Origin of the sequence: Nocardioides salarius (assembly GCF_016907435.1) — a bacterium.
GTDB classification, from domain to species: Bacteria; Actinomycetota; Actinomycetes; order Propionibacteriales; family Nocardioidaceae; genus Nocardioides; species Nocardioides salarius.
On record NZ_JAFBBZ010000001.1, the window covers coordinates 1,520,061 to 1,543,606 of the forward strand.

At 63.1% G+C, this 23,546-nt stretch carries 20 protein-coding genes and 2 pseudogenes; 7 read left to right on the plus strand and 15 right to left on the minus strand.

Going from position 1 to position 23,546, the window contains the following annotated elements; translation table 11 throughout:
- Window positions 1-11 precede the first annotated feature (11 nt).
- Complete coding sequence (locus JOE61_RS07375) at window positions 12-701, minus strand: dihydrofolate reductase family protein (protein ID WP_193670692.1); 690 nt, start codon at window positions 699-701, stop codon at window positions 12-14.
- 109 nt (window positions 702-810) lie between these two features.
- Window positions 811-1,581, minus strand: a complete 771-nt coding sequence (locus JOE61_RS07380; RefSeq protein ID WP_193670691.1) for an enoyl-CoA hydratase-related protein — start codon at window positions 1,579-1,581, stop codon at window positions 811-813.
- Window positions 1,582-1,766: 185 nt separating this feature from the next.
- Here JOE61_RS07380 and JOE61_RS07385 point away from each other — a divergent pair, with 185 nt between their 5' ends.
- A complete protein-coding gene (locus JOE61_RS07385) occupies window positions 1,767-3,224 on the plus strand; it encodes a sugar transferase (RefSeq protein WP_193670690.1) in 1,458 nt (485 codons plus the stop codon).
- A 66-nt stretch (window positions 3,225-3,290) separates the two neighbouring features.
- Here the strand turns inward: JOE61_RS07385 and JOE61_RS21550 are convergent, their stop codons facing one another.
- From JOE61_RS21550 to JOE61_RS07395, 3 genes and pseudogenes are all read right to left on the minus strand, one after another.
- Window positions 3,291-3,488, minus strand: a complete 198-nt coding sequence (locus tag JOE61_RS21550; protein ID WP_227492296.1) for a hypothetical protein — start codon at window positions 3,486-3,488, stop codon at window positions 3,291-3,293.
- 96 nt (window positions 3,489-3,584) lie between these two features.
- Window positions 3,585-3,997: pseudogene (locus JOE61_RS22095) on the minus strand (NAD-dependent epimerase/dehydratase family protein); the annotation flags it as partial.
- Between the two features lie 3 nt (window positions 3,998-4,000).
- Window positions 4,001-5,491: pseudogene (locus JOE61_RS07395) on the minus strand (GDP-mannose 4,6-dehydratase).
- 131 nt (window positions 5,492-5,622) lie between these two features.
- Here JOE61_RS07395 and JOE61_RS22680 point away from each other — a divergent pair.
- On the plus strand, window positions 5,623-6,222 hold the full coding sequence (locus tag JOE61_RS22680; RefSeq protein ID WP_193669855.1) for an acyltransferase: 600 nt from the start codon (window positions 5,623-5,625) through the stop codon (window positions 6,220-6,222).
- A gap of 63 nt (window positions 6,223-6,285) precedes the next feature.
- Here the strand turns inward: JOE61_RS22680 and JOE61_RS22105 are convergent, their stop codons facing one another.
- The 7 genes from JOE61_RS22105 to cysD all read right to left on the minus strand — a co-directional run bounded on the left by JOE61_RS22105 (window position 6,286) and on the right by cysD (window position 15,490).
- Entirely contained in the window at window positions 6,286-7,425 is a 1,140-nt protein-coding gene (locus JOE61_RS22105; RefSeq protein ID WP_193669856.1) for a glycosyltransferase, read from the minus strand.
- Between the two features lie 8 nt (window positions 7,426-7,433).
- Window positions 7,434-8,669 (minus strand): glycosyltransferase family 4 protein, encoded by a 1,236-nt coding sequence (locus JOE61_RS22110; protein WP_193669857.1) that lies wholly within the window; start codon window positions 8,667-8,669, stop codon window positions 7,434-7,436.
- Entirely contained in the window at window positions 8,662-9,621 is a 960-nt protein-coding gene (locus tag JOE61_RS07415) for a hypothetical protein (protein WP_193669858.1), read from the minus strand. Before JOE61_RS07415 ends, JOE61_RS22110 begins: the two co-directional genes overlap by 8 nt.
- Window positions 9,622-9,917: 296 nt before the next feature.
- The gene (locus JOE61_RS07420) at window positions 9,918-10,973 is read right to left on the minus strand and encodes a glycosyltransferase family 4 protein (RefSeq protein WP_193669859.1); all 1,056 of its coding nucleotides are present in this window, start codon (window positions 10,971-10,973) and stop codon (window positions 9,918-9,920) included.
- A 1,278-nt stretch (window positions 10,974-12,251) separates the two neighbouring features.
- Window positions 12,252-13,109 carry a glycosyltransferase family 2 protein gene (locus tag JOE61_RS22685; protein WP_193669860.1) on the minus strand — a complete coding sequence of 286 codons (858 nt, stop codon included), beginning with the start codon at window positions 13,107-13,109 and terminating at the stop codon, window positions 12,252-12,254.
- Window positions 13,110-13,271: 162 nt separating this feature from the next.
- Window positions 13,272-14,576: a sulfate adenylyltransferase subunit 1 gene (locus tag JOE61_RS07430; protein WP_204797173.1), complete on the minus strand. Its 1,305-nt coding sequence runs from the start codon at window positions 14,574-14,576 to the stop codon at window positions 13,272-13,274.
- The gene (gene cysD, locus JOE61_RS07435) at window positions 14,576-15,490 is read right to left on the minus strand and encodes a sulfate adenylyltransferase subunit CysD (RefSeq protein WP_193669861.1); all 915 of its coding nucleotides are present in this window, start codon (window positions 15,488-15,490) and stop codon (window positions 14,576-14,578) included. The genes JOE61_RS07430 and cysD overlap by 1 nt, the downstream gene beginning before the upstream one ends.
- A gap of 140 nt (window positions 15,491-15,630) precedes the next feature.
- On the opposite strand from cysD, the gene JOE61_RS07440 reads away from it, so the two are divergent.
- Window positions 15,631-16,797, plus strand: a complete 1,167-nt coding sequence (locus JOE61_RS07440) for a nucleotide sugar dehydrogenase (RefSeq protein ID WP_193669862.1) — start codon at window positions 15,631-15,633, stop codon at window positions 16,795-16,797.
- 32 nt (window positions 16,798-16,829) lie between these two features.
- Complete coding sequence (locus tag JOE61_RS07445) at window positions 16,830-17,414, plus strand: LbetaH domain-containing protein (protein ID WP_193669863.1); 585 nt, start codon at window positions 16,830-16,832, stop codon at window positions 17,412-17,414.
- Here JOE61_RS07445 and JOE61_RS07450 read toward each other — a convergent pair.
- The 3 genes from JOE61_RS07450 to cysC all read right to left on the minus strand — a co-directional run bounded on the left by JOE61_RS07450 (window position 17,369) and on the right by cysC (window position 21,515).
- Entirely contained in the window at window positions 17,369-18,541 is a 1,173-nt protein-coding gene (locus JOE61_RS07450; protein ID WP_193669864.1) for a glycosyltransferase, read from the minus strand. The genes JOE61_RS07445 and JOE61_RS07450 overlap by 46 nt on opposite strands.
- 71 nt (window positions 18,542-18,612) lie before the next feature.
- Window positions 18,613-19,668 (minus strand): sulfite exporter TauE/SafE family protein, encoded by a 1,056-nt coding sequence (locus JOE61_RS07455; protein ID WP_227492014.1) that lies wholly within the window; start codon window positions 19,666-19,668, stop codon window positions 18,613-18,615.
- Complete coding sequence (gene cysC / locus JOE61_RS07460) at window positions 19,668-21,515, minus strand: adenylyl-sulfate kinase (protein ID WP_227492023.1); 1,848 nt, start codon at window positions 21,513-21,515, stop codon at window positions 19,668-19,670. The genes JOE61_RS07455 and cysC overlap by 1 nt, the downstream gene beginning before the upstream one ends.
- Before the next feature lie 119 nt (window positions 21,516-21,634).
- On the opposite strand from cysC, the gene JOE61_RS07465 reads away from it, so the two are divergent.
- The 3 genes from JOE61_RS07465 (at window position 21,635) to JOE61_RS07475 (ending at window position 23,535) form a co-directional block, all read left to right on the plus strand.
- The gene (locus JOE61_RS07465) at window positions 21,635-22,591 is read left to right on the plus strand and encodes an asparaginase (RefSeq protein ID WP_193669866.1); all 957 of its coding nucleotides are present in this window, start codon (window positions 21,635-21,637) and stop codon (window positions 22,589-22,591) included.
- A gap of 200 nt (window positions 22,592-22,791) precedes the next feature.
- The gene (locus JOE61_RS07470; RefSeq protein WP_204797174.1) at window positions 22,792-23,082 is read left to right on the plus strand and encodes a DUF2516 family protein; all 291 of its coding nucleotides are present in this window, start codon (window positions 22,792-22,794) and stop codon (window positions 23,080-23,082) included.
- A 90-nt stretch (window positions 23,083-23,172) separates the two neighbouring features.
- The gene (locus JOE61_RS07475; protein WP_193669867.1) at window positions 23,173-23,535 is read left to right on the plus strand and encodes a phosphomannose isomerase type II C-terminal cupin domain; all 363 of its coding nucleotides are present in this window, start codon (window positions 23,173-23,175) and stop codon (window positions 23,533-23,535) included.
- Window positions 23,536-23,546: the final 11 nt, after the last annotated feature.

The following is a 23,546-nucleotide window of genomic DNA, read 5'->3' on the forward strand; positions in this document are numbered from 1 at the left end:
AGTGTGCTTGATCAGTTCTTGACGCGCCAGCGTCCGAGCAGCGTGCCGTGGTCCTCGAGAAGCAGGGTCAGGTCGAGCTCGGTCTCGACCGGCGCGCCCTCAGTGATCCGGCCGTAGCCGCCGCCCACGATCTGCGGCACGGTGGTGGCGGTCAGCTCGTCTACGCAGCCCTGGAAGACCAGGTCGCGCAGCAGGTGCGGGCCGCCCTCGCAGAGCTGGTGCACCCAGCCGCGGTCGGCGAGCTCCTTCTTCAGCAGCGCCAGGTCGACGCGGTGCGAACCGAGGGTCAGCACGTGCTCCTCGCCGAGCAGCTCGCGGGCGGCGTCGACGCCGTCGGAGCGCGAGCAGGTGGCCAGGTAGACCGAGCCGGCGGGCGCGTCACGCAGCGACTCGGGCACCTGCGCCTTGCGGCTGACCAGCACGATCGGCACGTCGGCGGGCCCATAGGCCTCGGCCTTGGCGGTGCCGGCACCCACCACGATCACGTCGGCGAGACCGCGGAGCACCCGGAAGACCCGGCCGTCGGCGTCGTTGTTGATCGAGCCGGAGTCACCGGCCGCACCGGTGGCGCTGCCGTCGACGGTGCTGACCATGTTGCAGCGCATCCACGGCTTCGCCGCGCTCGCCTCGGCGGCGTAGAGGTTCGTCAGGTCGTCGTCACTGACGTCGTCGTTGCTCTGAGCACCGATCAGGACTCGCATGGGCCTACTCCATCCCCCAGGACCTCGCGCCAACCGGACGCGTCGACGCGTCCTTACTGTCTCAGGCAGGTTCTTTGTCACATCGCGCAGGGTGGGGTGCGCGGCCGGATCAGGAGCCGAAGGCCGGCTTCTCCTTGGCCAGGAACGCGCGCACGCCCTCGGCGAAGTCGGGCCCGGTGTAGACCTCGCGCAATAGGTCGGTGTCACCGGCCGGCGATGCCTCGAGGCGGCGGGCTCGGTCGAGCAGCTGGCCCTTGGTGGCCCGCAGCGTGACGGGCGAGGCCGCACGCAGCCCGTCGAGGAGGCTGGCGAGCTCGGCGCCGAGGTCCTCGGTCACGGCCATCAGCGCGCCCACCGCGTAGGCCCGGTCGGCTCCGACGAGCCGCGAGGCAAGCAACATCTCGCGGGTGATCGGCTCCCCGAAGACCGTGGCGCAGCGGTAGACGATGGACGCGGCCAGCGCGTTGCCGAGGGTGCGCGCGATGGGGTAACCGAACCGGGAACCGCCCGAGGCGATCCGCAGGTCGCAGTGCGTGGCCACGGCCAGTCCCCCACCGACGCAGACCCCGTCGATCGCAGCAATCGTCACCTGGGGCAGCGCGAAGAGCGACTCAAGCAGCTCACGGATCCAGTCCTCGTATGCGACCGGGTCCTGCTCGAGGAAGTCAGAGATCTCGTTGCCGGCCGCGAAAGCCCGGCCCCCGGCCCCGCGTAGCACCAGTACCCGCACGTCGGCGCTCTCGCGCAGCTCAGCGCACAGGTCCTTGAGTGCCGCGTACATGTCACGGGTGAAGGCGTTGTGCCGGTGCGGCCGGTCGAAGGTGACCTCCACCACGCCGTCGGTGCGGGTCACCAGCAGGTCGGGGGTCTCCTCGCTCACGGCGGTGAGCGTACGGCGTTACCGGCTCCCCCGGCCCTCCGAGGTCCACACCGTGGCCGGTTCAGAGCGGTCGCGCAATTTACATCTGGTTCATCTCCGCGATATGCACCGCCGCGCCGGAGCGAGTAAAGTCGGCGCGTCTCCGGCGATCAGCCGTCGTTTCAACAGCAGCATGGGGAGTTGGCGTGACCACCACGTCCGAGCACACTCAGTCCGTCGCGACCGCCACTCCCAGCCGCATGCTCCGCTACCTGCCGGCCTCAGCCCTGCTCATCGATGCGGCGCTGATGACCCTCGTAGGTCTCGTCGCCATCGTGGGACGACGGGAGCTTGACGTCTTCGCCTCGTCCGCCCAGGTCGAGGACCAGCTTGTGCTTGCCGGGCCGCTCATGATCGTCGGATGGATCGCCACGGTCGCGCTGCTCGGCGGCTACCGCCGCGACGTCTTCGGAGTCGGCACCGACGAATACCGTCGCGTCCTCAACGCCAGCTTGCTCGCGGCCGGAGTTACTGGCGTCGTCTGCTACTTGGCACGTTTCGATCTCTCGCGAGGATTCTTCCTCCTGGCCTACGGCCTCGGAGTGCCCTCACTCATCCTCGGTCGCATGGCGCTGCGCCGTGCGCTGCACAGCGCACGTCGCCGAGGGTTGCTGCGTCACCGAGTGCTCATCGCCGGGTCGCGCGCCCACATCGACGAAATTGCCCGGGTACTGGGTCGCGAGCCCTGGCTCGGCTACGAGGTCATCGGAGCCCTCACTCCCGAGTACGACCTCAGCGAGGAGACCGCGACAGGCGTCCCCGTGGTGGGCAACGCCGACGAGGCCACATCCTTGGCGAAGGCATACAACGCCGACTCCATTTTCTTTGCCGGTGGGGCCGTGGGCTCGTCGTCACAGTTCCGCAGGGCCATTTGGGAGCTCGAGCACGAGTCGATCCAAGTCGTCATCGCCCCCAGCGTCACCGATATCTCCAACGAGCGCATCAATATTCGCCCCGTCGGGGGTCTGCCGCTGATGCACATCGAACCCCCAACATGGTCGGACGCTTCTCGCTGGGGCAAGCGGCTCTTCGACCTTGCCGGCTCGCTGTTCCTGGTTCTCGTCTTCTCGCCGCTGTTCGCCTTTGCCGCTCTGAGCGTCAAGCTGCACGACCGCGGCCCGGTCCTGTTCCGACAGGAGCGCATCGGCAAGGACGGCGGACGTTTCGCCTGCCTTAAGTTCCGTACCATGGTGGTCGACGCCGAGGCCCGCCTGAATTCGCTGCACGAGGCGTCTGGGCACAGCGAGGGTCTGTTCAAGATGAAGGACGACCCGCGCATCACCGTCCCCGGCCGCTGGCTGCGCCGGTTCTCGATCGACGAGCTGCCGCAGCTGTTCAACGTGGTACGTGGCGACATGTCCCTCGTTGGACCACGTCCCCCGCTGCTACGCGAGGTGGAGTCGTACGACGTTGACACCACCCGTCGCCTGCACGTGCGCCCCGGCATGACCGGCTTGTGGCAGGTCTCAGGACGCTCGGACCTGACATGGGACGAGGCGATCCGTCTCGACCTCTACTACGTCGACAACTGGTCGATGCTGCAGGACATCTCAATCCTGACCAAGACGCTCGGTGCCGTAGTCAGCAGCCGCGGCGCCTACTGAAGCCGGAAACGCAAAGGCCGCCGGCGCAAGGCGCCAGCGATCTCATCTCGATCAGAGGGTCACGAGTCAGCCGGCCTCGCGCAGGCGGTCGGCATTGTCGCGATACCACTCCACCGTCGACTCGAGTCCCTCTCGCAGACCGATGCGTGCCTCCCAGCCTGCCTCGCGGAGCTTAGTGACGTCGAGCAGCTTCTGCGGGGTGCCGTCGGGCGTGGAGGTGTCCCACTCGGTGGAACCCTCGAAGCCGGTCACCTCGGCGATCATCTCCGCGATGTGCTTGATGGTCGTGTCCTTGCCCGTACCGACATTGACCTGCTCCGGTCCGTCGTAGCGATCGAGCAGGTGCAGACAGGCGTCGGCCATGTCGTCAACGTGCAGGAACTCGCGCCGGTCCCCCAGTTCGTGACGGTCTCAGCCCCGGATCGCGCAGCCTCGTCATAGCGGCGGTTCAGCGCCGGCAGCACGTGGCTGCCGGTCGGAGAGAAGTTGTCGCCCGGCCCGTACAGGTTGGTAGGCATCGCCGAGATCCACGGCAGACCGTGCTGTCGCCGGACAGCCTTCACCCCAAGGATGCACGCGATCTTGGCGATCGCGTAGGCGTCCTTCATCGGCTCGAGGTGGCCGGTGAGCGGGGAGTCCGCGGTGATCGGCTGCTCGGCCAGCTTCGGGTAGATCCAGAACGAACCGAGGAACAGCAGCCGCTCGACGCCGGCTTCGAGGGCAGCGTCCATGACGTTGGTCTGGATGCGCAGGTTCTCGGAGATGAAGTCCATGGGTTACGTGCTGATTGCCAGCATGCCGACGACCTTGGCGGCCGCCAGGACGACATCACGGGGTCGAGCGCTTCGAAAAGAAGGCAAAGACCGCGTCGCGGTCCCGCAGATCCAGCTCGCACGCCGTCCGTCCGACCAGCGATGTGAAGCCGCCCCGCTCCATGCGCCGCCAGATCGCCGACCCCACGAGGCCCCGGTGACCCGGGACGTACGTCGTTGCAGTCCGGTCGATCGGCTCGCGAGACGGCGACTCAGACACCGGTGACCCCGAGGTCGCCGACCTGCGGCCAGACGGGCCATGACCATGTCGTACCACGGACGACCCTCGTGCTGGAGGGCTTCGATGTCGGCGTCCACCATGATGCGAGAGAGCTCGTCAGTCTGCACCTGCGCCTTCCAGTCGAGCCGCTCTTGAGCCTTCGAGGCGCCCCCCCCCCCCCCCCCCCCCCCGTCAGCGTCAACCTCGGTCGGACGCAGGAAGCGCTCGTCGAACCGCACGTACTTCTCCCAGTTCAGACCAGCGTGATCAAACGCTGTGACAACGAGGTCGCGCACGGTGAAGTCCCCGCCGGTGGCAAGCACGAAGTCCTCGGGCTCGTCCGCTTGTAGCATCCGCCACATGCCCTCTACATACTCAGGCGCGAAACCCCAGTCGCGGATCTCGTCGAGGTTGCCCAGGTAGAGGTGGTGCTCCAGGCGCGCCAGGATGCGTGCCACGGCACGCGTGATCTTGCGAGCGACGAGAATCTCTCGACGGCGGGGTGGCTCGTGGTTGAAGAGCATGCCGCTGGTGGCGAACATCCCGAAACCTTCGCGGTAGTTGCAAGTCACCCGGTAGGCGTCGACCTTCGCGGACCCGTACGGGGAGCGCGGGTAGAACGGACCGTCCTCGTTCTGCGGCGGCGGCCTCGCACCGATCACCTCCGAACTCGACGCTTGGTACTACTTGCAGTACACCCCAGCCAGGCGGACGGCCTCGGGCGGCCGCGTGGCGCCGACGCCGACGCCGGTAGTGTCGCCAGCATGTTCGGGCTCGTCGAATCTGACCCGCACGTGCGACTGGGCGCCGAGGTTGTAGACCTCGTCAGGGTCGATCTTGTGGAGCAACGTGACGAGGCGCGCTTCGTCAGAGCCATAGTGCAGGAAGTGCTTGGCCCCCTCGGCCTGCGGGTCCTGGTAAAGGTGGTCAAGGCGACCGATGTTGAAAGTAGAGGCACGCTGTATAGGCCCATGCACCTCGTAGCCCTTACCGAGCAAGAGCACGGCCAGATAGGAGCCGTCCTGGCCGGTGATGCCGGCGATGCCGGTGATAAACGCCCGGATGTGATTGCTTTGATCGTAGTGCATGACAGGGGGTAACTGAGGGTATGCCGAGGAAGACCCAGGCCAACGGAGACCTACCCAGACGCCCAGCACTGCGATGACTGCCCCACCCCCCTCGCTCCGTTGCGCACACGGCAATACTAGGACCCCACCCCCTCTCCATCGAAACATGGCGCTGGAAGTGTCCGACTGACGTTGAACCCGCGATGCTTAATGCAATACAGGGCAACCAACAAGGAACTCTCCTAGTATAGATAAACAATGACCTGACACCACTCCAAGATACAACGCTGGGAGCATGAATGACGCACAAGCCACGCAAAATTGCTAGCAAAGCCGTCCAAGCACTTAGGGCCTACGACCTAGGTCGAAAGGGGGTGACTCTTGGCGAGCGCAGCAGAGTACACGGAAATGTCATCGCATATCTCTACCCAGGGTCCAACGTCGAGATTGGCGCCAACGCAACCCTAGTCGCCCAAACTTCCCGCAATAGTCTCGAAGCTCGCGGTCCCATAATTCTACGCACCAATTCATCGTCCGCTCGTATCTACATCGGCGACGACACGGGGATAACATCAAGTACAATAAGCGCCTCATCTCAGATCACTATTGGAAAACGTGTGTTGATCGGGGGTGGAGTCATCATCACCGACTCTGACCATCACATTATCGATGCAGCCCCAGCTTCGCGTAGAAGATACGCTGGCCCCGAAGAACCGCAAGTAAGGGATGCCATACACATCGAAGATGACGCGTTCGTTGGCGCTAGGACGATTGTCCTGAAAGGCGTACGGATAGGAAAAGGATCCGTCATTGGAGCGGGGTCAGTAGTTGTAAGTGACATCCCCCAGCACTCTTTGGCCGCCGGAAACCCTTGCAAAGTCATACGTGGACTCCGATAGGTCCCAACGCGCTAATTGACCCCCTCGGTCCAAGTCACTAGTACGAAACGCCCGCCTCCAAGTTCACGCACGGGGACTGAAAGATCGATACAAAGCATCCAGTCTCTGCCGTTGATAAGCATCCGAAAAATGCCTGGCCGCGAGCTCGCGACAGCCATCAACAAACGAACCATACCTGTGCTCCGACAATATTTCGCTGACGGCCCTCACTACTGCATTCGGTTCATCATCGGGAACGACTATCCCTGCGCCAAATTCTCTCACCACCGTGGCCAATGCCGACGACTCTGGCACGACACAGGGCTTCCCTAACGATATCGCGAGCACGAGCACGTTACCCCATGGTTCAGAATCTGCGGTCAAAACAAATACTTGGCACTTAGAAACTCGCTGGGCGACTTCTGCTCCTGGAATGGCTCCTTCGTATCGAAGCCTACCCGGCCCCGGAGATCGAGAGAGCTCCGACACCATTTCGAGCAGTAGTGGAAGTTCTCCGCCGTCGGGCCCCACCACGCAGAAATCCCAATTCAAGCCTTCTCGTTTGGCAGTGCGGGCCGCCTGACCAAAGACCGAAACACGCTTACGTGGGTGCAAGCGTGCCAACCAGAGGAGTTCAGGCGGGCCGCCGTCTTCATCAAGCAGCGACATATGATCGCGACCATCAAGTAGTGGCGTTGGGTTCCCGAGAATCATGAGCGGCGGGCAGCTCGCTCCGAACCAAGCGCGCAGCTGTTCGGCTTCGACGTCGGTGAGCGCGATCACAATCTTGGACGCACGCGCAAGGTTACGCAACGGCAAATCTACTAGCGCATGCTTTCTAGACGTCCTAGAGGTCAGCATCCCGTGAGGCTGTAAGATAACGGATGTACCAGTCAAACGCGCGACCAACAACGAAAATACAGGTATGGCCTCCCTCGCGAATGAGATATGTACAACGTGGGCGCGCCGCACAGCCTTCCATATTTTTAACGCCAAGCGTGATGAGAAAGCAGTGACAAAAGGAAGTGATGGGATCAACGAACGGACCGATGAGCCGCCCACTTTGCGACCGAGCGGAGCATCGTCCGCGAAGTGGCCACACAGAACGTTCACATGATGCCCAGCTCCACTACCAATACGCGCCTGATTAACAGCCGTATCGAACGGCCCCCCGTACGTGCCTGTGGCACTACCGATGGCGACTATCCGCAACACTTCGGTCATTGAGTGGCTCACTCGACCGAGGAGGTTGAACTGACAGCGCCAAGAACGCCGCGACGGAAGGCGGCCCAGCTGTTCTGAACCGCCAACTTAGAGGCCGCAGAACTCATGGCATCCAACTTGCTGCGCTCGGAGTCGAGAACAGACAACCGATCTACCATGCTTTCTCCAGAGCCAACGTCCATAATAAGGCCCGCGCCGCCGAGAGCTAAGTCTTCACAGCCGGTACCGCGGGTGATCACTACGGGCAACCCGGCGCTCATCGCCTCGGAGACCACGAGCGAACGCCCTTCGACATAACTAGGCGCGACCAGAACGTCATGTTCAAGCATCCGCCTTTGCACCATTGCGTGGGATTGAGGTCCTAGGTATTGAACCTGAGAAAGGAAATCGCGGAGACCAGGCGGGGACACCGCAGGCAAGCGCCCGATAACGGTCAGATCTACTTTGCCACGCAGAGCTTCGTTCCAAGCGCTCATGAGTACGGGGAAACCCTTCATGAGGTCCAGCCGTCCCACGTACAAGACCTTCAACTTCGCAGTCTGCGGAGAGATCGATGAGGTGCGCTGGACTGGGGGTGGACAACCATATGGAACATGCACCGTCTTGCCCTGAAACGCGGTCCGCTTCACACTCTCAAGAACCTGGGTGCTTGGACAAACCGCTACCTGTGCGTACTCCAACTCTTGGTCGGCACGAACGTTGGCGACCACGTCGCGGCCCCGAGAAGCAATGGGATTGTGCCACTGAGGGTATTGCTCTTGAGCGGCCTCCGAGATTTCATAGGCAGTCTCCCAGTGAGCATGATGCACCTCTAAGACGCGACCAATACCCAGGCGGCTAGCCAACTCGAAACTCTGCGATGAGTGACTCGAATAACCGTAGACCGCGGAGGCCGCCGACGCTGAAAGGGTGGCTGCCGATCTCCGATCAACATGTGACGAGACCCAGTCGATTCCGAAACGGCCGTACATTGCGGCAGTTCGCGCGCGATCGCTCTTCCCGTGAAGTAACAAAAGTCGCCAGATCTCAGGGAGCGGCCGACTAGATAAATATCTGCTTTCGGGCACATCGTACATCCTCGACTGAAAAAGATGGCCCAAGTGGTTCGCGGCGCTTCCGGAACTGAACCCGATACCGGTAACGAACATCTCCAACTTGTCGGCTTCTACGAGAGCACGAATGACTTGCTTCACGTTGGCATTCCCCGTCGGATGCAGCAGGCGCACGAGGCCAGAATCAGTCACTCGGGCACTCTATACCAACGGAACGCCGGATGCCCCCGTATGCCACAACAGATTGGGAAAGAAGTGATGGTGCGGCTTGGGCCGCCATCCACCAGGCCGCGCCAATCGTGGTTTCGATATTCAGAACAAGCAGGCCAGTCACAGCCCATGCAACAGTTAGAGGGACATAAACCCACGAGTACGCAACCCATCCTCTTGCCTGATTGAGCACCCTCAGGGAATCGCCTAGACCGATAGCAGCAGTTCCCACTGCAACGACCAAGAAAGGCGTGCCCAACCCCTCGTATCCGGACCCGAGTATCACAAGGAAATATTCCGAAAACATCCAAGACAGTGCAACAATCAGTGCCGCAACCAAAAAGTACGCACCCAAGAACACCGCATAGCCCCGGATGACAGCATGAACGGAACCACCTATCCTGGCAACATGTCCCGAGCCAATGTTGATCACGATCGAGCCAACAACGGCAAATACCAGCGCGACACGCGACAAGGCACTCACCTCCGCGAGAACGACTGCTCCTCCCATCACCGCTAGACCGACCGTGAGCACCTGAGTTTGTAGGACAATCGCGAGATTCATCGGGAAGGTCGCGCGTCGGCTACGCATAAAATCTGGCACGTATGACTGGTATCCCACACTTCGCCTCGGCAGAATGTATTCGGGTCGCCAGAGCAATGCAGACTCAAGAACAGCTTCCCCGAACAGGATGCAAACGGCGAGATACACGCTCAAAGAATCGACGCCCCAGAGCGCTGCCACGGTAGCCAATCTGCAAGCTGCGCCAACGAGCTGCACGCCTTGCAACTCGAAGTATCGACCACTTAGGCGATACTCTACGTGAACTATCGTCCTAATAGCATTGGGGAAGGATACCGCCAGCAGCAGGACCAGAAGCAGGAGTGATTCTCCTGCCCCTAAGCCGATCGCCGTTAGAGTGTAGGCGGTCACCACGGAAACCATAAGAACTAAAGGCAGCAAGCGGAGAAGCCTAAATCGCAAAGCGGCCGCTAGGACATCACTAGTAGTCCCACCGGTTCTCAGTTCCTTCGCGCCGCGATGAAGGATTACGCTCGCCAATCCAGACTCGGAGAGCAACACCAAGGCTGCTAGGGCTGTGGAAATGACTGCGTAGGCGGCGTACCCCTCCTTGGTCAGCGCGCGGACGACGACGACGCCCGTGGCCAGGTTTAATGCCTGCACCCCCCCTTGGCGAATCAGAAACCTGACTAATTTGTACGCGCGCCTCAATGCCTACGCCTACGCCTGTCGATTTTCCAGCGTCGTGATTGCGCCACGACCTCCCTGAACAGCTGTTCGTACTCATCCACAACGGCCGGTCGACTTCTCCGCGCTAAGTGCGCGCGCAGCGAGTCACTCATCTGGCCCGTTCTGACGGAAACAACCAGGCTGCGAATCGCAGCCCCGAGTTGTGCAGTGTTCCCAGGTTCCACGACGGTTCCGTGTCCGCTCAACGCCTCAGGCAGCCCACCGTCGCGAGACACCACCACGCGGCAGCCTGCGGCCAAGGCTTCCAGGACGACAAGGCCATATGGCTCACCCCAATTCGACGGGACGACCAGGATGTCTGCTCGTCTCATACAATCCTGGACCCGGTTCTGCGGAAGTTGACCAAGGAAACGAGTCCGTTGGTCAATCCTCAGGTACTCAGCCAACTTTCGTGCGTCTGCCAGGCAAGGACCTTCGCCCACAATGACTAGATTCACGTCTTTCGGAAGCACATTCGCCGATTCTGCGAACGCTCTGAGCAGCACATCTACGCCTTTCCCAGGCAGCATCCTTCCAACGAACAAGATATCTCTTCTTTGTGATTCAATGACCGCATTTGCATTATCCGGAACCTCGTTGTAAAAATTATGGATAACGAGTCCACTGCGGCCGGAGCGTCGTTGTAATTCATGACTGACGTAAACATCGCATGATTTACTAAACACCCAAGTCTTAAGGTTTGATCGTAAATCGTTGGTTTGGGCAGTTCGAGTGAGATCGATATGATGAATATTCACTCGGCGTCGTCGGACGAACAAGCTTGTCCAGGACGAGCGCATCGCCGGCCCACTGTTCACGACAACTTCCGCTCGCAGAAGTTTGATTAGGTGAGTAATCCATTGACGACGCGAGATCACCCGAACGTGTCCCCCCAGCGCCACTCCAGATTTACCAGGAACCATCACGGTTACATCGTGCCCGCGCCCATGGAGTTCGTCTGCTAGGCCCTCGGTGAAAGTTTCAATCCCGCCTCTGCTCGGCGGATACACTGGCGTGTTGATGAGAATCTTCATCGTCGACTCCCTTCAACCGGTTCCGGGACTTGAATTCACTCGCGAGCCAAACAGCGATGATCGCCACCGCGCCTTGAGTGCTGGGGTTCGTTGTGACGCTCCCCGCGACTAGTAGCACGCCAAGATATGTGGCGGTCAGATGCTGAGCCTCGGTCCAGTCACGTCGTCTCGTGGCGAGTATCAGCAGTAGGAGTCCAATAAAGGAGCGGAGGACGCCGAGCCAAAGACCAAGCACGCCCATCTCAGCCACCCAACGTGCCGAATCGTCTTCGATCCATTCGCCCGCAGAGCCGACGGCTCGCCCCGAAGACGAGTGAACTCCCAATCCGGAACCGAGAGGTTGGAGGTCAGTGACCAGGTACCCAAAAGCACTTGTCAATATCCGAAGCGCGGTGTTCTCACTGGAGGAGGCGGCGACGAATCTCTCTTGGAATGCGCCAGTTACGTTTGGCAGTAGAAAGCCAATGATTGCTATGGTGACTGAGGCCGTTAAGGCGACACCGGCAAGCATTGGTAACCGGGTAGGTCGGGAAGACGCTCGGGCGCGGAGAACCCAAGCTATGACCAAAACTCCGCATATAAACACTGCGCCTCGAGAGCCACTCAATCCCAACATGGCGATAAGTAGGGTCGCACTAGTCAACTTCAGGACAGGGTTGCTCCACTTGGGCCAAAGCACCAGCAGCGATACTGTCGCAATGCCGCAAAAGGCGATCAGGCCGGCTGGCGCTGAGAAAGTGCCTGCTGCTCGAACAATATCGTCGGCGGTAGTGAAGTAGGCCTCTTCACCCCCCGTTTGTCTGTTCCAGGAGCTCGATCGGTCGCTAGATACTTGGACAATCACGAGCAACGTTTGGAGCGGCAAAACCATCAAGACAACCCTTGGAATTAGGTCCGTTCGCAAGGGGCTAGCGGCGCTAAACAATAGAGCCAAGAGCAGGAGGGGAGCTATCATAGCCCGTAATCCGAGTGTTATCACCATCACGTCTACGTTCAAGGTGATGGACTGAAGGATTCCAAAACTAACTAGCGACACAGTCGCAAGAATGGTCCCAGCAGGTACGCCTCGTTTAAGAAAGAGGCCGAGGAGTACGGTTGTGACGATTAGATCCCGGAAGACGTACATTGGTCCGTCGAGGGAGGGAATCCATTTTCGTACAGCGCCCTCGAATATCCACAAAACCACGTAGAGAACTACTGTTGTATTTAGCAGTGTTTCAGAGTTTGCGCGCTCACTCGCCATCGCGCGAGCCATTCTCCGACCCGAGGGATGCGGCATTACATTTGCCGTGCAATTCTCATCGAGTGTCGAAGGTAGGTTGCGGCGAAATAGATCGGCCAGAACAAGCCTCCGTGACGCCTGAGGTACCTGGCTTGCGATCTCACTGGGAGCCCCTTTGGGGACAGCAGGTGTTTGAATCTTATTCGACGACTTAACTCGTTGTCCAGGTATGAACCCCGCGTGGAGTTTCGATCACAAATGCCTACATGGTTGGTCATTAAGTAGCAATTATAGCCATAACGCTTAACTCTCAGGCCATAATCTATGTCTGCATACGAATGAGCAAAGGCGCCATCCAGATCTCCTACGTCCGAGTACACCGCATGAGGAATCAGAACAAAATTTCCATTGAAGGTGTCTATCGACCTATTTGATGGACCGGCCGGACCAACTCTTTGAAGAGCAGTCGGTCGACGTCCTCGCAAGAGCAGACCACCATAAGTCGTTTCAGCACGATCATCACTGCCGCGAGTCGACCCTGCGAGCACACAGGGCCCAGGCAAGCTTTTATGTTGCTGCAACGATGAAATAATTGCGTCACTGTCAAGCTTCACATCGTCGTTCAGCATCAACAAAAAGTCCGGTTCTCGTTCGGCGGCAAGCCGCAACCCAAGACTCATGCTTCTAGCCCAGAATAGGTTACCGTCCGTGCGAACAACCCTGACCCAAGGGGCGTACGCTTCGGCGAGGGCGGCGGTGCCGTCGGTGCTCGCATCATCGACCAGTATCACGCCCAAGTCGTAGTCGATCCCTCTACCTAGCTGTTCGCTCAATCCGTCGAGGCATTGGCGCGTCGTCTCTCGACGGTTGAAAGTCGTGACTACGACGTCGACCGAGGCCAGCTCACCGCCCACTTCACATCACTGACCCATCACAACTCGTAGGCATGTGTCAGACCAACCGCGCGGAAGAGGACCTATACCTGGATGCGCCATTACCGAGCACACCTTGCTTGCGATCCATCTCTGTTCTAAGCAGCGCCATCCAGCTAGCCCCATCCATCACGAGCGCAGATCCTAGTTGCCAGTGTTAATCATGCCGGCCCCGACTGTGACGCCGGTGTTTTCGTCGATGAGAATGAAGGAGCCGGTAGTTCGATTCTGGGCGTAGGCGTCACACAAGAGAGGCGTCGTCGTCCGGAGCTGGACACGTGCAATCTCGTTCACGCCAATTTCCTTGGTTTCTTGGTCACGGTGAAGCGTATTGATATCCAGTCGGTACTGAATATCCTTTACCAACGCTCGCGCATTGCGCGTAGTGTGCTTGATCGCCAACTTCTGGCGCGGCCGCAGCGGGGTCGTCGCCATCCAGCAGATCATGGCGTCGATGTCCTGGCTTGGCTTGGGAGCGTTCTTTACCCGCGCAATGGTGTCGCCACGAGAGACATCAACATCGTCCTCGAGTCGGACGGTCACCGACATGGGCGGGAAGGCTTCCTCGATCTCCTGGTCGTACAGGTCAATGCCTGCGATCCTTGACGTCATACCGCTGGGCAACACGACGACTTCATCGCCCGGCTTGAGCACGCCGCCAGCGACCTGGCCCGCGTAGCCACGGTAGTCGTGGTGCTCTTCCGACTTGGGCCTCACGACGTACTGCACCGGGAACCGAGTGTCGACCAAGTCCCGGTCGGAGGCGACGTGGACGTTCTCAAGGTGGTGCATCAACGTCGGTCCGGAGTACCACGCCATGTTCTCGGAGCGGTTGACGACATTGTCGCCCTGCAGCGCGGAGATCGGGATGACCTCGAGGTCCGGGATGTTCAGCTTGGTGGCGAACTGGGTGAACTCGGCTTGGATCTTGTCGTAGACCTCTTCGGAGAAGTCCACGAGGTCCATCTTGTTCACCGCGAGCACGAGGTGCGGGACCCGCAGGAGCGACAGGATCACCGCGTGGCGGCGCGACTGCTCGGTCAGACCCTGGCGAGCGTCGACGAGCACGAGTCCCAAATCGGCCGTCGAGGCACCCGTGACCATGTTCCGGGTGTACTGCACGTGGCCCGGGGTGTCGGCGATGATGAACTTGCGCGCCGGGGTCGCGAAGTAGCGGTACGCCACGTCAATGGTGATGCCCTGCTCACGCTCCGAGCGCAGACCGTCGGTCAGCAGCGCGAGGTCGGTGTAGTCGTAGCCCTTGCCCTTGCTGGTGGTCTCGACCGCCTCGAGCTGGTCCTCGAAGATGGACTTCGAGTCCAGCAGCAGCCGCCCGATGAGGGTGGACTTGCCGTCGTCGACGGAGCCTGCGGTCGCGAAGCGCAGCAGGTCCATGTTCGTGGTGACGTTCTCGACGGCCTGTTCGCCGGCGGTGATGTTCTCGGCCATCAGAAGTAGCCCTCCTTCTTGCGGTCTTCCATGGCGGCCTCGGAGAACTTGTCGTCTCCCCGGGTGGCACCACGCTCGGTGACGCGGGAGACTGCGGTCTCTTCGATGATCTCCTCGACCGTGCTCGCCGTGGACTCCACGCAGCCCGTCAGGGTGATGTCACCGCACGTGCGGAACCGCACGGTGCGCTCCTCGGCCACCTCGCCCTCGCGGCAAGGGTTGAGCGGGGTCTCGGTCATCAGCATGCCGCCGCGCTCGAAGACCCGGCGCTGGTGGGAGAAGTAGATCTGGGGGATCTCGATGCCCTCGCGGGCGATGTAAGACCACACATCGAGCTCGGTCCAGTTCGAGATCGGGAAGATCCGCATGTGCTCGCCCTCGTGCAGGCGACCGTTGTAGAGACTCCAGAGCTCGGGGCGCTGGTTCTTGGGGTCCCACTGCCCGAACTCGTCCCGGTGGGAGTAGACGCGCTCCTTGGCTCGGGCCTTCTCCTCGTCGCGGCGGCCACCACCGAAGGCGGCGGTGAAGCCGTTCTCCTCGATGGCGTTGAGCAGGGTGCCGATCTGGAGCCGGTTGCGGCTGGTCTTGCCGTCCTCGGTCACGACGCCCTTGGCGATCGCGTCGTCGATGCTGGCGACCACGAGCTGCACGCCCAGGCGGTCGACCCAGCGGTCGCGGGTCTCCATGACCTCGGGGAAGTCCAGACCGGTGTCGACCTGGAGGATGGGGAACGGGATCTTCGCCGGATAGAAGGCTTTCTCGGCCAGGCGGAGCATCACGATGGAGTCCTTACCGCCCGAGAACATCAGGACGGGCCTCTCGAACTCGGCTGCGACCTCGCGGATGATGTGAATCGACTCCGCCTCGAGCTGGTCGAGCTGGCTCAGCCGGTAGTCGGCGTGCGTTTGGGTCATGCTCAGATGAACCTCTCCTCGTGACAAGTCGGCTCATCGTAGACCGACAGGGCCGCACGGCATCAAACACGCGGCTGAGGACCCGTCACTTCATCGCCCGTCGTCTGCGCAAACACCGGAGTGGCGTCTACTCTCGGCGGGTGAAGATCGCTGTGGCCGGCCTCGGGTACGTAGGCCTCTCGAACGCCGTCATCCTTGCTCAGCACCATCAAGTCTGGGCAGTGGACCTCAATAAGGACCGGGTGGCCCTGGTCAACCGGCGTGAGTCCCCGCTGGTGGATCCCGAGCTCGTCGACTACCTCGCGAACCGCGATCTCGACCTGCGAGCCACTGCCGATGCTGAGGCGGCGTACGCCGGCGCCAAGTTCGTCGTCGTGGCCACGCCCACGGACTACGACCCGGAGACGAACTACTTCGACACCGGCTCCGTGGAGTCGGTTATCAGGGCCGTGCGTGCGGTGAACAGCACCGCCGTCATCGTCATCAAGTCCACCGTGCCCGTGGGCTTCACCGCCCGCATGCGAGGAGAGCACCTCGGCGCCCATATCGTTTTTAGTCCCGAGTTCCTCCGGGAGGGCCGGGCGCTCCACGACAACCTGCATCCGTCCCGCATCGTGGTCGGCGACCGTGCCGAGGACGGACGCCGGTTCGCCGACCTGCTGGTCGAGGGGGCGCTTGACGACGACATCCCGGTGCTGCTGACCGACTCCACTGAGGCGGAGGCGATCAAGCTGTTCGCCAACACATATCTGGCGCTGCGCGTCGCATACTTCAACGAGCTCGACACCTACGCCGCCACCCACGGACTGTCGACCATCCAGATCATTGAGGGTGTCGGGCTGGACCCACGAATCGGCTCGCACTACAACAACCCCAGCTTCGGCTACGGCGGATACTGCCTCCCAAAGGACACCCGGCAGCTCGCGGCGAACTACGACGCCGTGCCGCAGAACCTGATCAGCGCCATCGTTGAGGCCAACACCACACGCAAGGACTTCATCGCCTACGACGTACTGCGCCGTCGCCCCTCCACCGTCGGCATCTACCGGCTGGTCATGAAAGAGGGCTCCGACAACTTCCGGATGTCCTCGATCCAAGGCGTGATGAAGCGGATCAAGGCGAAGGGGATCGAGGTGATCGTCCACGAGCCGACGATCGAGGACGAGCTCTTCTTCAACTCCGAGGTCGTCAACGACCTCGATGAGTTCAAGAAGAGGAGTGACGTGATCATCGCCAACCGTCGCGCCGACGAACTCGCCGACGTCGAGGACAAGGTCTACACGCGCGACATCTACGGCAGAGACTGACTATCTCCCGTCCGACGACGAAGGCAGAAGGTATGAGTGCCACCCCGCCGATCGACCTGTCCCGGGCTCCCGGCTCCCGAGAGAGCTGGGATCGACCACTCCTCACCGTGCTTCTGTGGGCACTGGTGGAGATTCTTGTCGTCCGGAATTCCCTTCAGCTGAGCTCTCGGCTGCGCATCAGCGCACTTCGTCGGTTTGGGGCCACGATCGGTCAGGGGGTCATCGCCCGCCCGGGGCTACGCGTGCGTTTCCCTTGGAAACTCACGGTGGGTGACCGGTCTTGGATCGGCGAAGACGTATGGCTGCACAACCAGGACCAGCTCGTGATCGGCACCGATGTGGTGATCAGCCAGGACACCTTTGTCACGACGGGAACGCATGCGTTCCGCACCGACATGGCGCTGCGCACGCGCCCCATCCGCATCGACGACGGGGCTTGGGTGACGTCCCGGTGCATGGTGCTCGGGGGAAGCCACATCGGCCGGTCGGCGCTGATTCTGCCGAACACCGTCGTGAAGGGCTCGGTCCCGCCGAACGCCATCTACGGATCGGACACAGCGCAGGTGGTCGGTCAGCGCTTCCCGGACGAGAGCAGCGAACCGGCCCAAGAGCGGTAGCGGTCCAGAGCGGCCTGTTCGCTCAGCTGGGTGCGCGCGTACTCGAAGCCGCTTGCTCCGAGGGCGTCCAGGTCCGACGATCGGAGCTGGTCCACGGCGTCCAGTAGGGAGCGCGGGTCGCCAGGCTCGGCGATCAACCCGGCTCCGCTTCTCTTGACCTCGAACGCCCCCGCGCTCGCCTGATCTGTCGCCGCGATGACGGGCCGACCCGCTGCGAAGTAACTGGTCAGCTTGGACGGGACGCACATTTCCTTCAGACCCGGTCGCTCGTGCAGCAGCAACGCGTCTGAGGCCGCCAGGGTGTCCATGAAGCGGTCTCCCGGCAGCTGGTCCATGAAGTCGACGGTCCCGAGCCCAGAGGACTTGGCCTCAAGCGCCGCGCGGACGTTGCCTGAACCGATCATGACGAAGCGAACTGGTGCGCCCTGGCCGTGGGCCTGCCGCGCCGCCTCGACCAGGTGGTCCAGGCCCTGTTTCGCGCCCATGTTGCCGGCGTGCGTGACGACGAAGCGTCCGTCGTCCCATCCCAGCTCGCGCCGACGCTGGTCCCGGTCTCCCTGCGGAGCCTGGACGTGAGCCCAATTCGGGATGACACTGACGCGCGCGGCATCGACTGCGAGGTCTCTGACGACCGCGTCGGCCATTCTCTGGTGAATGGCCACGACCCCTGCTGCGCGGCGCAGCAGCCCGCTCTCCAGCCTGTGGACCGGGCGGTCGACTCGGCCGCCCATAAGCTCCAGCTCGCTGAAGGCCTTGCCGTAGAGGTCTTGGACGACCACACCCACGGGAACTCGCCAACGTCGCCCCAGAGCGAGCGCCGATGCGACCGGCAGCAGTGCCGGCGATACCACGACGATGGCGTCGGGGCGTTGGACGCCGGGTGCGAGTGCGCGGGCGGCGAAGCTCGCCTCGCTGAGGATCCTGGTGATGCCTGTCGGTTGCGAGGGCACCAGATGTCTCACACGACTCAGCTGGACGCCGTCCTCGCGCTCGTTGCGCCTCCAGCCGCCGTACCCTTCGCTGACCTGCCAAGCGGGATAGTGAGGATGCGCTGTGACGACCTGGACGTCGTGGTCCCGAGCAAGCCCTCGCGCCATCCCCGCCGTGTACGGCGCGATGCCGGTCATCTCCGGTGCGTAGTTGATCCCGATGACCAGGAGCCTTCTGCGCGCAACCGGCTCGTGCCCCATGTTGTCCCTCAATGTCTGGTGCCGTCATCGTCCGCGCCGTCGCTCGGCGGCGTCGCAGCCATTGTGCGCTCCCAGGTACGAGCGCTGCGGCCGTAGGTCCAGCTGTCGAGCTCGCTGACGGTGGGCGCCCCCATGAAGGGCAGACCCTGCTCCTTGCGCAGGAAGCCCCACACGACAGGGACCAGGACGGCCATGCCGAGGCCGATCAGGCCGATCAGTGCCGGGTAGGTCTCCTCGCGCCCCAGTGGTGCCCAGCCGGCCTTATCGAGCAGCGCGACGCCCGACATCGTCAGCACCACGACGATCCCCCGTCGGATGAACGACTGTGGCACGTGCGGGGCGATCCGGCTGCCGAGCAGGGTGCCCGGCACCGAGCCGAGGATCAGCGGGATGGCGATTGACCAGTCGAGGCCGTGGATGGCGATGTTGGCGACCGCGGCGGCCAGAACCAGCGGCACCGCCTGCACCAGGTCGGTGCCGACGAGCTTCACTGCAGACAGACCGGGGTAGAGCATCAACAGCGCAATCATGATCACTGAGCCGGAGCCCACGCTGGTGATGCCGACCAGGAGGCCGCCGAGCATGCCGACCAGGAGTGTCGGGACGACCTTGATCTTGGGGTCGGGGTCGCCGGTGAACCCACCGGAGCGGACCGCGCGCAGGTTGATGTAAAGCCGAAGCGCGTAGGTGGCAGCGGCGAAGAGCAGCGCGAATCCGATGGCCAGCTTCAGCACCCGGTCGAGCTGATCTGCATCGTTGGTGAAGAACTTGACCATGTAGGGCCCGAGGAAGGCCATCGGCACCGACCCGATGATCAGCCACTTGGCCAGGATGAAGTTGGGCGACCCGTGTCGGGCGTGCACGGCAGCGCCACCGGTCTTGTAGACCGCAGCCGCGGTCAGGTCGGCGGTGACGATGGTCGCCGCCTCGCCCGACCCGACACCGAGGAAGATCAGTGCCGGCGTCATCAGTGCGCCGCCGCCCATGCCGGTTAGGCCGACGACGATGCCGACGATGAAGCCAGCTGCCAGGATGGACAGGGCGGTGAGGGTGATGAGGTCCATCAGGTGGCCTTTCCAGCGCTGGACAGCGCGGCGACAGCGGCGCGAAGCAACCGGTCGATGTGGTCGGCGGCGGTGCGGGCTGCCTTGTCGCCGCGGCGGTAGGGGTCGGCGACGTCGAGGTCAGCCGTTGCCGGGCCGCGACGCTGCTGAAGCTGACCTAGGAGCTCGCGTCCGTGGACGCCGGCACCGATGTCGGCGACGGCTTCGATGAACTGACCCAGGGTGAAGACCTTGCGGAAGAGCGCCGGGTTGTCGTCGAGGATGAACTGGCGGTGTGAGGCCTCGGCGGTAAGGACGATGTCGGCCCACTCGAGCTCAGCGGTGGTGAGGCGGCGGCTGCGGAAGTCGTCGTGACCGGTGGTGCCGGGCTGGAGGACCTCGACCATGGGCTGGTTCATCGGCTCGTCGGTGAAGCCGTGGGTGCCGGCGCTGGCGAACTCGAGGGTCGGGTCGTTGCCTGCCAGGTGACGGGCGGCGAGCTCCATGTAGGGCGAGCGGCAGATGTTGGCGGTGCAGACGAAGAGGACCTTGAGGGGTTTCGAGACAGGCGCTAGCGCGCCTTCCTCAACCTCCGTGGGGGCGGATGCTTCGTCGCTCACCGGGTTACGGCGGGCGGTCGTCGCTGGCGCTCGTCCCTGCTCAACCAACGGCGCGGGGGCACTGCCAGCGTGCGTCCCTCGCTGCTCGACCTCCGGCGGGGTTCGCAGGTCGAGGTAGCCGGCTTCAGCGAGGGCGTCGATCACGTCTTGGAGGGCGTCGTCGATGGTGCGGCCGGTGGTGTCGACACGGACGTCTGCGTCTTGGGGCTCCTCGTAGGGCGAAGAGATACCGGTGAACTCAGGGATTTCACCTCGGCGGGCCTTGGCGTAGAGGCCCTTGCGGTCGCGGCGCTCGCACTCTTCGAGCGGGGTGGCCACGTGGACGAGGAAGAAGGCGCCGCCGGCTTCGTCGACCATTGCGCGCACCTGCTGGCGGGTCTCGTCGAAGGGGGCGATAGGGCTGACGACCGCGAGGCCGCGGTGACGGGAAATCTGGGCTGCGACCCAGCCGATGCGGCGGATGTTGGTCTCCCGGTCCTGCTTGGAGAAGGTCAGGCCGGCCGAGAGGTTGCGGCGGACGACATCGCCGTCGAGCGAGGTGATGGTGCGGGTGCCCTGTTCGAGGATGCGATCCACCAGCGCCTGGGCCAGGGTCGACTTGCCGCTGCCGGAGAGGCCGGTGAAGAAGAGGACGAGGCCCTGCTCCTCGGGTCCCGGCTGGTCGGCCTCGATGATGGCTGCCACCTCGGGGGCGTAGGTCGCGTCGTCGGCGGCGTCGGGGAGGGCGAGCACGTCGGCATCGCCGGCGTACGTTCGCGCCACCTGCGCCCCCAAGGCGTGGTCGACCGTCACGTCGCCGCGGCTCGCAAGGGGCACCGCGACGACCGCTGCATAGTCCAGCCGTGCCGCGACAGCGAGGGTGGCGCGGATGAGCGCGGTGGGAGTCAGATCGGGGGTCCCGGTGCCGACGAAGGCCAGCAGCAGGACTGGGCCGGCACCCCTGAGCTGCGCGACCTGCTGTTCTGAGAGCGCGTCGACGACTGGAACGACTCTGCGGCCGGGGTACTGCTCGCGAACCTGCTCGGGGCTGAGGTAGTAGCGCCGGAAGGGTCCGTACTGCGCGTGCGTCAATGACTCCACGGCTCCACCGGGAAGCGAGACGCGGGCGAGGGGCAGGCCCTCCGGGTCGACCAGCTCGACGCCACCAGCAATCTCGGCCGCCGCCTGGACGTCCCCAGGCAGCGACAGAGTCACCGGGCTGTCGGGCTCGTTGAAGGCAACGATCGGGACCAGCGCGCCGGTCGTCAACAGCTCGAGGTCGTCGAGCTCGCGGGGGGAAGGGCAGTACTGCGGGTAACTCACCGAAGTATCTTGACAGATTCAGTCGAGTTTCAGCGTCATCCAGGGCGCCCTCTACGGTGCGAGGCATGACTGGACCTGTCGTCGTGGCCGAGATCGTGCGTTCCGGGATCGTGGAGGGGCACCACTACGGCTCCGTGGTGGCGCTCCGCGCCGACGGGAGTGTCGACTGGTCGGTGGGTGACGCGACCTCGCCGGTGCTCCCGCGCTCGTCGAACAAGCCGATCCAGGCGCTCGCCATGGTCGAGCAGGGTCTCGACCTGCCGCCCGAGCTGCTAGCGCTCGCCTGTGCGTCCCACTCCGGCGAAGCGCACCACCTCGACGGCGCAAGGCGCATCCTGGCAGGCCCCGGATTGGACGAGTCTGCATTGCAGACGCCGCCGGACTGGCCGTTGGACGAGACAGCTCGGGAGGCGATGCTTCGCGCTGGCGGTGAGAAGTCGTCGCTGGCGATGAACTGCTCGGGCAAGCACGCGGCGATGCTCGCGACGTGCGTGCAGAACGGGTGGGACACCGCCACCTACCTCGACCCGCAGCACCCGCTGCAGCTGGCGATCCGTGCGACGTTCGAGCGGATGACGGGTGAGGGGGCGGAGGTCGCCGTGGATGGCTGCGGCGCTCCGCTGCTGTCGACGTCGCTCGTGGGGCTGGCCCGAGCGTTCTCGCGTCTTGCGGTCGCCACGGACGGGCCGGAGCGTCGGATCGCCGAAGCGATCCGGGCGCACCCCGAGTACGTGTCGGGGACGACTCGGGACGAGCGGAGGCTGCTCACCGCCATGCCTGGGTCGATCGGGAAGGCCGGGGCGGAGTCCTGCTACGCCCTTGCGCTGGCTGATGGGCGGGCATTCGCGCTGAAGACCGATGACGGTGCGGCGCGGGCTCGGCCCGTGGTGATGGCTGCGGCGCTGGAGCGGTCTGGTGTGACCTCGGACGAGTGGGTGGACGCTGAGTCCATTCGGAAGACCGGGGAGCACGTGCTGCTTGGTGGAGGCAGGCCGGTGGGAGAGATCCGGGCCTGCTTCTGAGGCCCTGGCTGAGGTTGGGGGCCCCTTGCGGGATCTCGACGGGCGTTCGGGCCTGGCGGCCCTCTCTGCTCGATCAACGGCGTCCGCTATGTCGGCGGTGATTTCGAGACAGGCGCTGCGCGCCTTCCTCAACCACCGCTCTGTGGCTCGGTCCGCGGTGCGTCCCGCAGACGCTGCGCTGCGGCCCGTAGGGTGAGGGTGTGTTGGACGTCTACTCTCTCGAGCTCGGTTTCTACGCCCTGCTCGCCTTCGTGTTGCTGGCGGTCAAGATCTACGCCTTCGTCAGCTCTTTGATGTTCTCTGCTGAGTCCTACGGGGCGGCGGGCAAGCTCACGAAGCCGACTTGGACGATCCTGCTCGGGCTCGGGGTGGCACTGCAGGTACTGTTCCTCAACAACCCGATCGGCATCTTCAACCTGATCTTCACGATTGCCGCGATCGTCTATCTGGTTGACGTCCGTCCTGCCATGGCTGGGCTACGGCGTCGCTAACGTTTGGTAACACGGCACCCACTCGCGTGCCGTAACCTTTAACCTCGCAGAGCGCGTGGCACCCGGCCGCCGATGTGGAGGAGATTCTTGATGATCGGCGAGAGCGAAGACCGCCCGTGGGGCTCATGGACAGTCCTCGACGAGGGTGACGGCTTCAAGGTCAAGCGCATCCATGTCAACCCACACTCGCGGCTGAGCTACCAGACGCATGAGCACCGCGCCGAGCACTGGGTGATCGCTGCCGGCCGCTGCACCGCAATCATCGACGGCGAGACCGTCGTGGCAGGGCCGGGCGAGTCCATCTGGGTCGAGGTCGGCCAGGCGCACCGCATCACCAACCAGGAAGATCACCCCCTGGTCGTGGTTGAGGTGCAGCTCGGCTCATACACCGGGGAGGACGACATCTGCCGCCTCGAGGACGACTACGGCCGCACGCCGGTCGTTGCTGGCTGACTCCCGGGGGC